This is a genomic window from Mesorhizobium sp. M5C.F.Cr.IN.023.01.1.1 (assembly GCF_003997585.1).
GTDB classification, from domain to species: domain Bacteria; phylum Pseudomonadota; class Alphaproteobacteria; order Rhizobiales; family Rhizobiaceae; genus Mesorhizobium; species Mesorhizobium wenxiniae.
This window is the reverse complement of record NZ_RZSU01000007.1, coordinates 98,936-111,743: the sequence shown is the minus strand read 5'-3', so window position 1 is coordinate 111,743 and position 12,808 is coordinate 98,936. Positions and strand designations below refer to the sequence as shown.

Here is a 12,808-nt window from a genome sequence, read left to right as displayed (position 1 = left end):
GTCAAAGGTCGAGGCAGTTGAGGCGACCCCACCCGCCTCGCTTCGCTCGGCACCCTCCCCTCGAGGGGGAGGGGAGCGCCCCGCTAGGAACCCGCCAATGACCGACGCCCATCGCGAAACTCCGACCATTCTCTCCCCCACCGCCGAAGCCCCGGTCGAAGGCCTGCCGCCGGGTTTCGGCGAAGGCATCGCCGGCAAGGCCGCCTTTCTCATCGCCATCGCCTTTTCTATCTTCCAGATCTACATCGCCGCCTATGGCAGCCTTCCGAGCCAGGTGGTGCGCGCCATGCATGTCGGCTTCTTGCTGCTGCTCTGCTTTGCCCTGATCGCCAATCTGCGCGCCACAAGCACACTGGCGAAAGCAGCATTCTGGGCGCTCGGCGTGCTCGGCTTCGCCACCGGCCTCTACAATTGGGTGTTCTATGCCGACCTCATCCGCCGCTCCGGCTTCCTCACCACGCCGGACCTGATCGTCGGCGCGGTGCTGATCGTGCTGGTTTTCGAGGCCGCTAGACGGCTGATGGGGCTGCCGCTTGCCCTGATCGCCTTCATCTTCCTCGCCTACGCATTCGCCGGCAATCATCTGCCTGCGCCCTTCATCCATCGCGGCTATGATTTCGCCCAGCTCATCGACACCTTCGCCTTTGGCACCGAAGGCATATACGGCACGCCGGTCTACGTCTCGGCCGCCTATATTTTCATCTTCGTCGTCTTCGCCGCCTTTCTCGAACGCGCCGGCATGATCGCGCTGTTTAACGATTTCGCCCTTGGCCTGGTCGGCACGTGGCGCGGCGGCCCGGCCCAGGTCTGCGTTCTGTCCTCGGCGCTGATGGGCACCATTTCCGGCTCCGGCGTCGCCAATGTGGTGGCCAGCGGCCAGTTCACCATCCCGCTGATGAAGCGCTTCGGCTTCCGTTCCGCCTTCGCCGGCGCCGTCGAGGCGACCTCGTCGATGGGCGGCCAGATCATGCCGCCAGTGATGGGCGCGGTCGCCTTCATCATGGCCGAGACGCTGAACATCCCCTATGCCGAGGTGGTCAAGGCGGCGATCATCCCAGCGCTGCTCTACTTCGGCGCCTGCTTCTGGCAGGTGTACCTGGAAGCCGGCAAGGCCGGCCTGCAGGGCATGGCCAAGGCGGACCTGCCCAATCCGTGGGACGCGGTGAGAAGACATTGGCCGCTGGTGCTGCCGCTGGCCGCGCTCATCTATCTGCTGTTTGCCGGCTATACGCCGATCTTCGCCGGCACCATGGGTCTGGCGCTGACCATCGTGCTCATCCTCGGCACACCGCTGGCGGCTTCGATCGGGCCCCTTGCCTTTCGCATCGTCTTCTGGCTGGCGCTGGGGCTTGCCGCCGCCTCTTTCCTAGAGTTCGGCGTCAACATCCTCAGTCTTGTGATCGCCGGGCTAATTGTCGCCTGCGTCACCTTCAAGGGCGGTCGCGAGACGCTGCAGATATGCGTAGATTCGCTTGCCGAGGGAGCAAAGAACGCGCTGCCGGTCGGCATCGCCTGCGCCATCGTCGGCGTCGTCATCGGCACTTTGACGCTCACCGGCATCGCCTCGACTTTCATCGGCTGGATCATCTCCATCGGCGAGAACAACCTGTTCCTGTCACTGGTGCTGACCATGCTGACCTGCCTGGTGCTCGGCATGGGCATACCGACGATACCCAACTACATCATCACCTCGTCTCTGGCCGGACCGGCATTGCTGTCGCTCGGCGTGCCGCTGGTGGTCAGCCATATGTTCGTCTTTTATTTCGGCATCATGGCCGACCTCACACCGCCGGTGGCGCTGGCCGCCTTCGCCGCCGCGCCCATGGCCAAGGAGAGCGGCCTCAAGATCGGCATCCAGGCCACCAAGCTTGCCGTCGCCGGCTTCGTCGTGCCGTTCATGGCGGTCTACACCCCGGCGCTGATGTTGCAGGACCCCGGCCCGATCGCCGCCCAGTTCGGCTATCCCATCGAGGTCGCTTATATCGTCGCCAAGGCTTGCATGGGCATTGCCTTGTGGGGCGCAGCCGCCGTGGGGTTCCTCGCCCGGCGCATGGCATGGTGGGAACGTCTCGTCGCCTTCGCTGCCGGAGCGCTGCTGGTTGCCGCGCTGCCGCTCACCGACGAAGCCGGCTGGTCGCTCTCTCTTGTCTGGATCAGTTGGCACTGCTGGCGTGCCCGGCAGGCCACCGGCACCGCATGAGCCTCTGTATCCTCGCCGCCGGCAAGACGGTGACGCTCACTGTGGCTGCGTTCACGCTCGCCTGGACGCATTCGGTGGAAAAGACGCGTTGGCAGGAAGACTGGAAAGTGATGCCTTCCGGCTTGCAGATCGCCGAGGCGCGGATCAAGGGCTCGGGCGCCGGCATGGAACCGCCGGAAGGCTCGGTCCTGCGGGACGGTTGGTGGGTCTATAAACCCAAGATGGCGCCGCAGCGGCGCCTTGTGCTCGCGGCCTCTGGCGCGACGGGTGAAGGCTGGACGCTGTGCACGATTCAGGGCTGCCGCGAACTCGTCAGGGCGGCAGGCGACGCGATCTTGCTGGAGCCTTGCGAAGGTTCGAGCCAGCCGCGATAACGGATGATTACGGCAAAGGGGGTGCCGATCCGCCCGCAGTATCGTGCAGGATAGAAGCCTTGCAGTGGCCGGCCTAGCCAATCAGCCGCCCTTTCAACTCGGCGGACGGGATCTCGCAGCTCTCTTTCCTGCCGAACAGCGCGTAACGATTCTTCGCAACGCGATCGTAGAGCCAGTCGCGAAGCGGGCGCGGCAGCAGGAGTAAAGATCTCGCCGCCCGCCACGGCCAGCCCAGTTCCGCCATGACGGTAATGAAACTGTCCAGCCGCGTGAAGGCGGCACCGTCGATGAGGGCCAGATTGGTTTCGTAGCTGTCCGTTCGCAGCCCGTATTTTCGGAACAGCGTTTCGCCGAGCGGCGACTGGGCCGTGGCGAAACGGAAGCGGCTTTTGCGGTCGAGCCTGACCACCATGCGCACAAAGCCAGAGCACAGCACGCAGACGCCGTCGAACACGATCAGCGGCTGGCTTGCATCGAAGGCTGGCTTTTCGGGAGGATGGTCTGGCTGGGCGGTCACGCGAGTCCCGGTTGCTTGGTGTCAAACGACACTAAGCTTGCCGGCGGCGAGATCAAAGCCCCTGAATCTCAAAGCCCTAGAATCTCAGAACCTTGGCGTTGTCGCACGCCGCCTGTCGGCGAGCCCAGGACGTTCCACGCGATAGGTCGTCGCACGGTGATCGGCGGCCGGCCTGCAGATCCGGCTGTCGTGACCGCCTTCCATGGTCGTCATCAGTGCGCGCTGATGCCGAGCCTGTTGCCGCGGCGTGCGCAAGCGGGGCCGGGGCCGCGCATGTAATAGCGCTCCGGCCGGTAGGTCGGCGCGACGAATTCGCGGATGGCGGCAGCGTAGCCGATGAGGTGCGTCAAGAAGTTCATTTTCCCTGTCCCTGTCCCGATTTCGGATGTCCCTTCCGAATTGCGGGGATCATAGCGTCGAGGCGTGAATAGTCGGTGAACACGATGTTAATCTTTGGTCAAAAACGCCTTGGTTCGTGGCCGGAATGCGGCTGATTCGGGGTCTTTCCATGCAGTTCGTCGGCATTCCGGCTAGTGTGACTTTTGCATCACATATGTTTCGTTTGGATGTCGCTGCGGCGCGCTTGTGTTTCAACTTTGGCCGGCGCCGCGAAATTTCCGTGCGTGCTCGGGGAAAGCCAGGAACCCGTCCGATAGCCGCACGTTGACGCTCAGAGCCGGGACCCACCGGCCCAGCAGGCAGCGGCTTCCTGCGGAACCGCCGCCAGGACTCCAACACAGCAAGAACAATGGAAAGGCAAAGCCATGGGTTTCTTTTCGAAAGACATCAAGACGCTGGACGACCTTTTCGTCCACACGCTGCGCGACATCTATTACGCCGAAAAACAGATCGAGAAGTCGCTGCCGAAGATGATCGACAAGGCGACCGATCCGCAGCTGAAAGCCGGCCTGGAGAAGCACCTCGGCCAGACCAAAGGCCATATCGAGCGGGTCGAGAAGGTATTCGAACTGCATGGCGTGAAGGCCAAGACGGTCAACTGTCCGGCTATCGACGGCATTCTCGAGGAAGCCGATGAAGTCAGCGGCGACATCGACGACAAGGACGTTCTCGACGCCGCCCTGATCGCATCCGCGCAAGCGGTCGAGCACTACGAGATAACCCGTTACGGCACGCTGATCGCCTGGGCCAAGCAGCTTGGCCGCACCGACTGTGCCAATGTCCTGGCCAACAACATCAAGGAAGAGCAGGCGACCGACCGCAAGCTTACCGAGATTGCGGAAGCCAAGGTCAACCTTCAGGCCGCGGAATAGCACTCGCGATCGAGGCAAGGCCGGACAACCCGGCTTGCCTCACTTTCCGTACCTGGACGTTAACCGTATAATGCGCCACGCCTCGTTCCAGATTGCGCGAGGACAAACCGGCGGAGGAAGTCGTGCAGGAAAAGCCGAAAGCACCCGCAGGCAAGGCCAATACCAAGGCAAAGCCTGCCGGGGGCAAGGGCGAGACCTCTGTGAAATCCGCCGGGGGGACAGAAACCGTCGTAAAGCTTTCTCATCCCGATAAGCTTCTGTGGCCGCAGGAGAAGGTCTCTAAGCAGGGTCTGCTCGATCTTACGCTTTGGTCTGGCCGCGCATGCAACAATTCGTCGTCAATCGGCCGCTCAGCCTTGTACGGGCGCCGGACGGCGTTGGCGGCCAACGCTTCTTCCAAAAGCATGCGTCCGCAGGCATGCATGAAAAAATCGCCATGATGAAGGATCCGATGGACGGCGAGGAGATATTGTTCATCCGCGATTTCGATGGTGTCGCTGCCTTAGTCCAGCTCGGCGTGGTCGAGATCCATATCTGGGGCTGCACCATCGACGAACTGGACAAGCCGGACCAGATCATCTTCGATCTCGATCCCGACGAGGGCGTCGACGTGAAAGCGGTGCGCGCGGCGGCGCTCCAAATCCGAGGCCAGCTCGATGCGCTGTCATTGCCGCATTTCGTCAAGACCTCGGGCGGCAAGGGCTATCATGTCGTCGTGCCGCTGAAACCGTCGGCGGATTGGGATGAGGTGAAGGACTTCGCTCACGATTTCGCCCGCGCCCTTGAGCAGGCCGCCCCTGATCGGTATACAGCGACGCTGTCGAAGAAGGCGCGCACCGGCAAGATCTTCGTCGACTATCTGCGCAATGGCCGCGGCTCGACCACGGTGGCACCCTATTCGTCGCGGGCCAAGAAAGGCGCTACGGTCTCGATGCCGGCGACCTGGGCGGAGATCGAGGCCGGGTTGGCGCCGAACGCCTTTCCGGTCGACGACAAGACGACGCTGAAGCAGTTGGCGAAAGCCGATCCCTGGGCGGATTTTTTCAAGCAGGGCAAGCCGCTCAAGCGCGGCTGATCATCTTTCAGCCGAGAAAAACCGTCTCGAAGGCCTGCTTGCCCCTCGGCGAAAAGATCACCGCGCGGCTGTCCTTTTCGCGCCGCGCCCATTTTTCCAAAAGGATCTTGTCGAGAATGGCCGCGCCCAGCGTGCCGGCCAGATGCGAGCGCCGCACGCTCCAGTCAAGGCAGGCCCGGCACACGGGTCGCCGCGCCTTGCTCTCGACATCGATGCCGATCTCGGCGAAATGCGCGGCGGCTGACGGCCCAAGCCTGATCTCCTTATCGTCGCGGATGAGGACTTTTTTGCCGACAAGACGATCCAGCATCGCCACTGCCTGTTCTCCGGCGAGGTGGTCGTAGCAAACCCGTGCCGCGCGCATGGCTGCATCACGCGGACCCGGCCGCACCCGTTGCGGCCCGACCGCGGCGGCGACACCGGTGATCGCCTCGATCATGCCCGCCACCTGCGGCCCGGCGAGGCCGTAGTAGCGATGCCGCCCCTGGCTTGCCAGCGTCAGCAGCCCGCCCTCCATCAGTTTCGACAAATGCGAGCTGGCAGTCGGCAGCGAAACGCCGGCCTCGAGCGCCAGTTCGCTCGCTGTCAGTGCCGTGCCGCCCATCAATGCAGTCAGCATGTTAGCCCGCGCCGGATCTCCGACCAGGCTGGCGATGCGGGCTATGTCTGGTCCTTCACGCATAGTTCGTCCTTCATCGAAGCATTGTCGTCAGATAACCACTATCCTCCGCTGAGATCAAGGAGACAACGATGACCGCAAGAACCGTTCCCCACACCGTGCTTGTCAGGCGCTTCGGCCGTCGGCCGTTTCCGTTCCTTATCTTGCGCAGGTTGCATCTGCGGCTCTTGGCGCGGTGGTACGACCGCCATCTGCAGCGCCTCGACCTCGCCGAGATTGACGAGCACCTTTTGCGCGATGTTGGCCTGACGCCAGAAGACGTTCGCCGCGAATGCGCGAAGTGCTTCTGGCAAGCGTGACCACCAGAGAAATTGCCTAGCACATCGGTCCGCCGAACGTTTCGACCCCACTCGAACTGTCGTTGCAACAAACAAATCCAGCAAGGAGACAAAAGATGACCATCACCTGCTTCATCCGTTACGAGATCGACCCGTTCGGCAAGGCGGCATTCGAGGAATATGCCCGCAACTGGGGCCAGGCCATCCCGCGCTGCGGCGCTGATCTGATCGGCTATTTTGCGCCGCATGAGGGCTCGGCCACCACCGCCTACGCCGCTTACAATATCGACAGCCTGGCGGCTTACGAAGCCTACCGCATCAGGCTCGCCGCCGATCCGGTCGGCAGGGCGAACTACGAATTCGCCCGGCGTGAAAGATTCATCCTGAAGGAGGATCGCATGTTCCTGAAGCTGGCGTCCGGGCCACACGCGCCGTTGGTGAAACTATGATCGCCGTCATCTTCGAGGTTGAGCCGGCAGCGGGCAAGCGCGACGCCTATCTCGGGATCGCCGCCGACCTGCGTCCGCTGCTCGACGGCATAGACGGGTTTCTCACCATCGAGCGCTTTCAGAGCCTCACCGACCCGAACCGCATCCTGTCGCTGTCGTTCTGGCGCGACGAGGAGGCGGTGAAGGCCTGGCGGAACACGGAGGAACATAGGCAGGCGCAGAAGGCCGGCCGTGGCGGCATCTTTGCCGGCTATCGTCTGCGCATCGCCCATGTCGTGCGCGACTACGGCCTGACCGAACGCGCCGAGGCGCCTGAGGACAGCCGGGCGGTGAATGGGTAGGGCTTTCTAAGCATTCCCGATCAGCACTCCAGCCGCAAACACCAGCGCGCCGCCCAGCACCACCTGGAAGGCGGCGCGCCAGAATGGCGTCTGCATGTAACGGTTCTGCACAAAGGCGATCGCCCACAGCTCGAAGAACACCACCACGATCGCGAGAATTGTCGCGGTCCAGAAATACGGAATGAGGTAGGGCAAGGCGTGACCGAGACCGCCCAGCGCCGTCATGACGCCTGTGGTGATGCCGCGTTTAACCGGCGAGCCGCGCCCCGACAGCTTGCCGTCGTCGGAGGCGACCTCGGTGAAGCCCATCGAGATGCCGGCGCCGATCGAGGCGGCAAGCCCGACCAGGAAGGTCTGGAACGTGTCGTGCGTGGCGAAGGCGGCGGCGAAGATCGGCGCCAGCGTCGACACCGATCCGTCCATCAGCCCGGCCAGTCCCGGCTGCACATAGGTCAGGATGAACTGGCGCTGCTCGGCCGCGGCTTCCTCATCCTTCACCGCACCCGGCACATGCTCTTTCTCCAGCCGCTGCGCCAACGTCTCGTGACCCTGTTCAGCGACCGCCAGATCGTCGAGCAGCTTTCGCGTCGAGGCATCGCTGGTGCGTTTCGCCGCCTCGACATAAAACAGATAGGCTTGCCGCTCCATCGTCTCAACCTGTTGGCGCACATGCTCGATGCCGAGCGGCCTGACCAGCCAGTCGGGCCTGCGCTCGTAATAGCCCTTCACATGCTCGCGCCGGATCAGCGGAATGCGTTCGCCGAAACGCTGGCGGTGAAGCTCGATCAGCGAGTCGCGATGGCCGTCCTCTTCCTCGGCCATCTCCTCGAACACTTTGGCCGAATGCGGAAAGCTACCCGCCAGCCCGTCGGCAAAGGCGCGGTAGATGCGCCCGTCATCCTCCTCGGAAGAAATGGCGAGCGCCAGGATCTCTTGCTCCGAGAGCGACTCGAAAGGACGGCGGCCAAAACCGAAAACACGAGAAAGCATGAGAAAATCACCCTAGTTTAGAATAATTCTAAACTAGGGTTTGGTGCGCTCTTGGTCAATCGCGCCCGTCGGCCGGACGTTCAAATCAGCGAACCCGGGATTCTTACGCCACCTCTTCTTTATTGGCGAATGTTCACCTAAATAGCCGAACTTAAGCCAAGAGAAAGGAAACCGTAAATGCCGGCAAAATTGCCCACCCATGCATTTGACCCGAAACCCGTTCTCGACCTCATCGCCAGCATCGAGGGGGACCTGCAGCGCCTCAAAGGCTTGGTCGAGCAGCAGGTCGAAAAATTCGATCCGGCCAATCCGCACAACAAAGCCCCCGACGGCAAGCTGACAGAGGAGGGCGTCGAGTGCTGCTACCGCATGTTCGACGAGGGCAAATCGCGCTATTCGGTTGCCCAGCAGATGAAGATCTCCTTCGCCGCCGCCACCCATCGTTTCAACACCTGGCGCAAGATGGGCGGCGCCAAACGGAAAAGGACGCTTTTGGGGTGAGAACCCGGTTCGCCGCAGGCGAATTGAAAGGTCCAGGGGACCTTTCAAAGGATTCGAACCGGGGAGCTGCCGCCGGCAGCGGCCCCCCGGCTGAGGCAAATCAGCTGCCAGGCCGGGGCAATCGACAGCCATTCGTCGATTGAAGCGACGAACGCCCGAAGCCATAGCGGAGGGCCGGAGCGGCCAGTTCGCCACAGGCCGCAGACCCCATGGCGGTCGCCATACTTTGGAGCCTCCCAAGCAGTCCATACAGGCGCGACGGCGTGGTGGCGCTGGTGATGCGCGGACTGACTTCGACGCGTTATCGGTTCAGACCTCGAGTTCGAGCGGCGAGGCTTTGAGGGATTTGAGCTTCAGCCTGCCGGGGTTCTGCTGTTTGGCCTCGGCGAGGAGAGCCTCGACCGCCTTCATATGAGCGATGTTCTTGTCGAGTTCGGTGGAGCGCGTGCCCTTCTTCGCAATGTAGGCGGCCTGCTGCTTGTCGAGATAGTGGGTGCTGCAGTTGAGCCATATGGTGAAGGGCTGGCCGGCTTCCGCGTTCGGGGAGAGCTTGTCGGCAACGCCCAGCCGGGAATCGAGCAGCACCTCGAGGACACGCAGGTCGGGGTTTTTGTCCTTGCCGTTGGCGCAGATCAGGTAGTGATCGGCGGTGATGCGCCTGGCGAAGGCGCGGTGCAGATTGTGCTCGGAACCGTGGTGCTGGAGCTTCAGCACGTCGACATGCAGCCCGGCGCCGTCGGCGAGGCGGCCGTGATGGGTGAGGCCGGCGAGGATATCGTCGGCATGGCCATCGCCGGTCATGATGACGCGGGTGACACCGCCGCTAGCCTTCGGCTCCTCGAGCAGCAGCATGAGCGAGGCGAGGTTGGGCTCGGTGACGTCCTTGCGGTGGCCCAGTTCGTCGTCGATGGACACGCCGAAGCCGGGCGGGATCGGACCGTCGTTTTCTTCCAGCCACTCCTCGAGGTCCTGCAGCGAGCCTGCCTTCTTGGGGTTGTTGAGCCAGTTCTTCCAGTATTTGCGGAGGACTTCGAGATCCTTCTCGAACGGGCCGATGACGCGGATGGCGAGGGAGCTGTTAGCCGCGAGGCTGATCACCTCGTGGCCGCGGACCATGGCGAGGAGCTTGCCGAACTCGCCATTGAGAGGGATGTTCAACTGGTCGGCGGCGATGCGGCGGGACACCTTGATCGCCTCGGGGATCGAGTTGGCGATGCTGCGGAAGGCGTCGGCGAGCCGAAGCAGTGACGGGTTGGCCGAACTGGACAGCGTGTTAGCGCAGGCGGCGAGGACAGTGCCGATCGCCTCGGACTCATCCACCATGAGCTTGAAGGCGTTGTGCCAGATACGCTTGACCCTGGGCGGTCTCCTGAACGGTGGCTTGCCGGAGGACTGACCGTTGGCGTGCTTGTGGTCGAAAACGCGCCATTGCACTGTGTCCTCGAGCAGCTGCAGCACGCCGGCGATGTGATCCTGATCGACGTGCGAGACATAGACGAGGTCTAGTTGCTTGCCGGTGTCCTCGGCCCATTTGCCGAGATAGCCGCGCACCTCGGAGGCATAGGAGCCGGGCATACCGCCATCGGCGAGGATGGTGACGGAACCGGCCTCGATCAGCAGGCAATCGCCCTTGTCGGAGGGCAGCAGGGTGATTTTCATGATGCGGCCTCGGGCGGCGGGCGGCGGGTTGCAGGCTTGGCGGCACGGTGACTGGCGGGACGGCCCGGCGGGGCCGCGGCGGTGACGGTGGGAGCGGTAGCGGGCGGCGTGGTTTTCTTCAGCTCGGTACGGGCCAGCGCGTGGGAGGCTTCGGCGACGCAGGCGGCAGGAGAGATGACACCGAAGCCGAGGTCGTTCGTCCACTGGTAGGTGGCGCCGGGGAGGGGCCGGGCGGTGGCCTTAATGATGCCGAGGATCTGGGCAGCGGTGAGCGTCGGCTCGGCCGCCAGCATCAGGCCGATGACGCCGGCCACATAGGGGCTCGCCATGCTGGTGCCGGTCATTTCGATCCAGGGGTCATCCGGACCGCCGAAGCCGTTGGCCGCGACGATGCCGGTGCCGGGCGCAGTGATGTCGGGCTTCAGCCGGCCGTCACGGGTCGGACCCTGGCTCGAGGTGATGTGAGCGCGGCGCTTCAGTTCATCGAGATTGGCGACGGAGACGATGCGTTGGCCGCAGGCCAGGGCGCTGACCGAGGAGGTGTCGACATGCGAGGCCTCGGTGAAGAACGACGGCCAGAAGTAGCTGCCGTCGCCCAAGTCGGCCGGGTCGTCGCGCTCGATCCAAGCGTGGAAGGCGCCGTCGCGGATGACGAGGCCATGCAGCCGGACTTGCCAGACGCCGGCGGGGATGCCGATGATCAGGTTGCTGCCGAAGAACGGCGTCAGGTAGATGGCGATGTAGTTGGCGCCGTTGGTCGGGTGGTGCAACTCGTTGTAGACGCTGATCAGTGTGCGGTCGGGTAGCTGGTGGTTCTCGAGGAACTCACCGGGCTGGATCGGGCCGATCCAGTCGCCATCAGGCGGGCGGATGCTGATGGCGAGGCGATCCTGCGGCTCGTACCAGATCTCGAGCTCGTTCTCCGATGCATCCTTGATCTTGTCGCCGACGACCTGCCACTCGAGGATGTGGTCGAGGCCCTGGGCATCGATTTTGCCGCTCGCATGAATGCGGCCCATCATGTAGCCGAGATCGTCCGGAGCCTCGGGTCGTTCCTGGCCGGCGTTGCCGGCGGCAATGCAGATCGAACGGCCGGGCTCCGATAGCAACGCGTCGATCCAGCGGTCGAGGATGCTTGAACCGTCATGGGCGTGGCCGTTGGTCCCGAGGCTGATGTTGATCGAGATGGGGCGCTCACCGGCGAGATCGAGCAGGTAGTAGACGGCGTCGAGCAGGCAGGTGGAATCGTAGAACGAGGTGCGCCGGTCGATTTCGTCTTCCGGCAGCGCGATCAGCACCGCGGCGATTTCGGCTGCGCTGCAGAGACCGCTATTGCCGGCTGCGATGGAGGCGACATGGGTGCCGTGCGAGCCCACCACCATCTGCGATTGCGGCTCGAGATCGTGCGGCGAGACGTGAATCTTGGCGGCATCCGTCAGTGCGGTTTGCATGTCGGCGGCGGAGATCACCCGACCGCGCTTGAGGCCCTTGCGATTGCGGCCGACCTTGGCACCCTGATCCCAGATGCTGACAAAGCGCGATTTGCCGCCGACGAGGAAATCGGTATGGGCCCAGTCGAAGCCTTCGACATCGATGATGCCGATCAGCATGCCCTTGCCGTCGCCGAGTTGGGCCGGAGTGACGCCCGGGACCCGGCGGGCTGGAGCGGTGCCGCCGGCGCTGCCCTTGATCGGACGCGGCAGCTTCAGGGCATCGGCCGGTTCGATAAAGATGGTGCCGGCGTCGCGCGCGAGGTCGTACACTTCATCGAGGGTCATCCGGCGGGTCGCCATACCGCGCAAGGTCTGCTGGCCAGCCACCGGTGGCAGTGAATCGGTGGAGCGGACGAAAACGCTGACCTCGACGGCCGCCCGCTGCGCCTGCACGTCGACCCCGTGCTTCTTGGCGGTGCCGCTGACCGGGGCGTCCTCGGGTGCGATGGCGGTAGCGAGCGGTGGAGTGGAGGCCGCAAGCTCCTCGGTGGTCACGCGCAGCGCCGGCTGCACTTCAGATTTCGCGGAACTGACGTCTGCGTCACAATTTGCGAACATCCGCAATTTCGGATGCTGGTTCCGCAGCACAACGTTCTGCCAACTGTCACTCATCGCATCCGCCCTGTCGAATATTTTGAGGACGACAGACTCTTCTGAGACGGAGGATGTCAGTTAATATTGTCACAAGCAACAGAGTGGCGTGTATTTATCATTGTAGTTGCAACTCGCGTACAGAACAGCCGGTTACTGGTAGGCGCAGATCAATAACATCCATCATGAATCACAAGTGAGGTTCATGATGGCGCCGCTGACTGCGCGTGCGCGATTGGGGGTGGCGAAGGCAGCGGCCTTGGCGAGTTCGGCGTGCGGCCGGGTAGGCACTGGACCCGGGCCTCATGACGCGCTTCAACCACATTGCGCGTCAAGCACTTCTTGCCCCGCCACAAAACCATGTGCGCCGCCACGATGTTGTCAGAGTGG

General features: G+C 63.3%; 15 protein-coding genes. 9 read left to right on the top strand and 6 right to left on the bottom strand.

The window, feature by feature from the left end; all coding sequences use genetic code 11:
- The first annotated feature begins 97 nt into the window (after positions 1-97).
- On the top strand, positions 98-2,200 hold the full coding sequence (locus EOA78_RS05265; protein ID WP_127314189.1) for a TRAP transporter permease: 2,103 nt from the start codon (positions 98-100) through the stop codon (positions 2,198-2,200).
- The gene (locus EOA78_RS05260) at positions 2,197-2,574 is read left to right on the top strand and encodes a DUF1850 domain-containing protein (protein WP_127314188.1); all 378 of its coding nucleotides are present in this window, start codon (positions 2,197-2,199) and stop codon (positions 2,572-2,574) included. The genes EOA78_RS05265 and EOA78_RS05260 overlap by 4 nt, the downstream gene beginning before the upstream one ends.
- Positions 2,575-2,647: 73 nt before the next feature.
- On the opposite strand, the gene EOA78_RS05255 is transcribed toward EOA78_RS05260, so the two are convergent.
- Both EOA78_RS05255 and EOA78_RS05250 read right to left on the bottom strand, forming a co-directional pair.
- Entirely contained in the window at positions 2,648-3,091 is a 444-nt protein-coding gene (locus tag EOA78_RS05255) for a DCC1-like thiol-disulfide oxidoreductase family protein (RefSeq protein WP_127314187.1), read from the bottom strand.
- Positions 3,092-3,303: 212 nt separating this feature from the next.
- A complete protein-coding gene (locus EOA78_RS05250) occupies positions 3,304-3,450 on the bottom strand; it encodes a hypothetical protein (protein ID WP_127314186.1) in 147 nt (48 codons plus the stop codon).
- A 405-nt stretch (positions 3,451-3,855) separates the two neighbouring features.
- Between EOA78_RS05250 and EOA78_RS05245 the strand changes: the two genes are divergently transcribed.
- From EOA78_RS05245 to ligD, 3 genes are all read left to right on the top strand, one after another.
- Positions 3,856-4,362, top strand: coding sequence for a ferritin-like domain-containing protein (locus EOA78_RS05245; protein WP_027154740.1), 507 nt, complete (start codon positions 3,856-3,858; stop codon positions 4,360-4,362).
- Positions 4,363-4,454: 92 nt separating this feature from the next.
- Positions 4,455-4,802 carry a hypothetical protein gene (locus EOA78_RS36900; RefSeq protein ID WP_245477405.1) on the top strand — a complete coding sequence of 116 codons (348 nt, stop codon included), beginning with the start codon at positions 4,455-4,457 and terminating at the stop codon, positions 4,800-4,802.
- A complete protein-coding gene (ligD, locus tag EOA78_RS05240; RefSeq protein ID WP_245477403.1) occupies positions 4,685-5,437 on the top strand; it encodes a non-homologous end-joining DNA ligase in 753 nt (250 codons plus the stop codon). Before EOA78_RS36900 ends, ligD begins: the two co-directional genes overlap by 118 nt.
- Positions 5,438-5,444: 7 nt before the next feature.
- Here the strand turns inward: ligD and EOA78_RS05235 are convergent, their stop codons facing one another.
- Entirely contained in the window at positions 5,445-6,119 is a 675-nt protein-coding gene (locus EOA78_RS05235) for a winged helix-turn-helix domain-containing protein (RefSeq protein WP_127314185.1), read from the bottom strand.
- Between the two features lie 68 nt (positions 6,120-6,187).
- On the opposite strand from EOA78_RS05235, the gene EOA78_RS05230 reads away from it, so the two are divergent.
- The 3 genes from EOA78_RS05230 (at position 6,188) to EOA78_RS05220 (ending at position 7,184) form a co-directional block, all read left to right on the top strand.
- A complete protein-coding gene (locus tag EOA78_RS05230) occupies positions 6,188-6,415 on the top strand; it encodes a DUF1127 domain-containing protein (RefSeq protein WP_127314184.1) in 228 nt (75 codons plus the stop codon).
- Between the two features lie 95 nt (positions 6,416-6,510).
- On the top strand, positions 6,511-6,843 hold the full coding sequence (locus EOA78_RS05225) for an NIPSNAP family protein (RefSeq protein ID WP_127314183.1): 333 nt from the start codon (positions 6,511-6,513) through the stop codon (positions 6,841-6,843).
- The gene (locus tag EOA78_RS05220; RefSeq protein ID WP_127314182.1) at positions 6,840-7,184 is read left to right on the top strand and encodes an antibiotic biosynthesis monooxygenase; all 345 of its coding nucleotides are present in this window, start codon (positions 6,840-6,842) and stop codon (positions 7,182-7,184) included. The genes EOA78_RS05225 and EOA78_RS05220 overlap by 4 nt, the downstream gene beginning before the upstream one ends.
- Before the next feature lie 6 nt (positions 7,185-7,190).
- Here the strand turns inward: EOA78_RS05220 and mbfA are convergent, their stop codons facing one another.
- Positions 7,191-8,174: an iron exporter MbfA gene (gene mbfA / locus EOA78_RS05215; RefSeq protein ID WP_127314181.1), complete on the bottom strand. Its 984-nt coding sequence runs from the start codon at positions 8,172-8,174 to the stop codon at positions 7,191-7,193.
- A gap of 177 nt (positions 8,175-8,351) precedes the next feature.
- On the opposite strand from mbfA, the gene EOA78_RS05210 reads away from it, so the two are divergent.
- On the top strand, positions 8,352-8,675 hold the full coding sequence (locus EOA78_RS05210) for a hypothetical protein (RefSeq protein WP_029347916.1): 324 nt from the start codon (positions 8,352-8,354) through the stop codon (positions 8,673-8,675).
- Between the two features lie 309 nt (positions 8,676-8,984).
- Here the strand turns inward: EOA78_RS05210 and EOA78_RS05205 are convergent, their stop codons facing one another.
- Positions 8,985-10,334 (bottom strand): MBL fold metallo-hydrolase, encoded by a 1,350-nt coding sequence (locus EOA78_RS05205; RefSeq protein WP_127314180.1) that lies wholly within the window; start codon positions 10,332-10,334, stop codon positions 8,985-8,987.
- Positions 10,331-12,439, bottom strand: coding sequence for a S8 family serine peptidase (locus EOA78_RS37695; protein ID WP_127314179.1), 2,109 nt, complete (start codon positions 12,437-12,439; stop codon positions 10,331-10,333). The genes EOA78_RS05205 and EOA78_RS37695 overlap by 4 nt, the downstream gene beginning before the upstream one ends.
- Between the last annotated feature and the right edge of the window lie 369 nt (positions 12,440-12,808).

Coding starts and splice junctions, on each gene's coding strand:
- EOA78_RS05265 (WP_127314189.1), top strand. CDS start 98: ATGACCGACGCCCATCGCGAAACTCCGACCATTCTCTCCCCCACCGCC.
- EOA78_RS05260 (WP_127314188.1), top strand. CDS start 2,197: ATGAGCCTCTGTATCCTCGCCGCCGGCAAGACGGTGACGCTCACTGTG.
- EOA78_RS05250 (WP_127314186.1), bottom strand. CDS start 3,450: ATGAACTTCTTGACGCACCTCATCGGCTACGCTGCCGCCATCCGCGAA.
- EOA78_RS05245 (WP_027154740.1), top strand. CDS start 3,856: ATGGGTTTCTTTTCGAAAGACATCAAGACGCTGGACGACCTTTTCGTC.
- ligD (WP_245477403.1), top strand. CDS start 4,685: ATGCAACAATTCGTCGTCAATCGGCCGCTCAGCCTTGTACGGGCGCCG.
- EOA78_RS05235 (WP_127314185.1), bottom strand. CDS start 6,119: ATGCGTGAAGGACCAGACATAGCCCGCATCGCCAGCCTGGTCGGAGAT.
- EOA78_RS05230 (WP_127314184.1), top strand. CDS start 6,188: ATGACCGCAAGAACCGTTCCCCACACCGTGCTTGTCAGGCGCTTCGGC.
- EOA78_RS05225 (WP_127314183.1), top strand. CDS start 6,511: ATGACCATCACCTGCTTCATCCGTTACGAGATCGACCCGTTCGGCAAG.
- EOA78_RS05220 (WP_127314182.1), top strand. CDS start 6,840: ATGATCGCCGTCATCTTCGAGGTTGAGCCGGCAGCGGGCAAGCGCGAC.
- mbfA (WP_127314181.1), bottom strand. CDS start 8,174: ATGCTTTCTCGTGTTTTCGGTTTTGGCCGCCGTCCTTTCGAGTCGCTC.
- EOA78_RS05210 (WP_029347916.1), top strand. CDS start 8,352: ATGCCGGCAAAATTGCCCACCCATGCATTTGACCCGAAACCCGTTCTC.
- EOA78_RS05205 (WP_127314180.1), bottom strand. CDS start 10,334: ATGAAAATCACCCTGCTGCCCTCCGACAAGGGCGATTGCCTGCTGATC.
- EOA78_RS37695 (WP_127314179.1), bottom strand. CDS start 12,439: ATGAGTGACAGTTGGCAGAACGTTGTGCTGCGGAACCAGCATCCGAAA.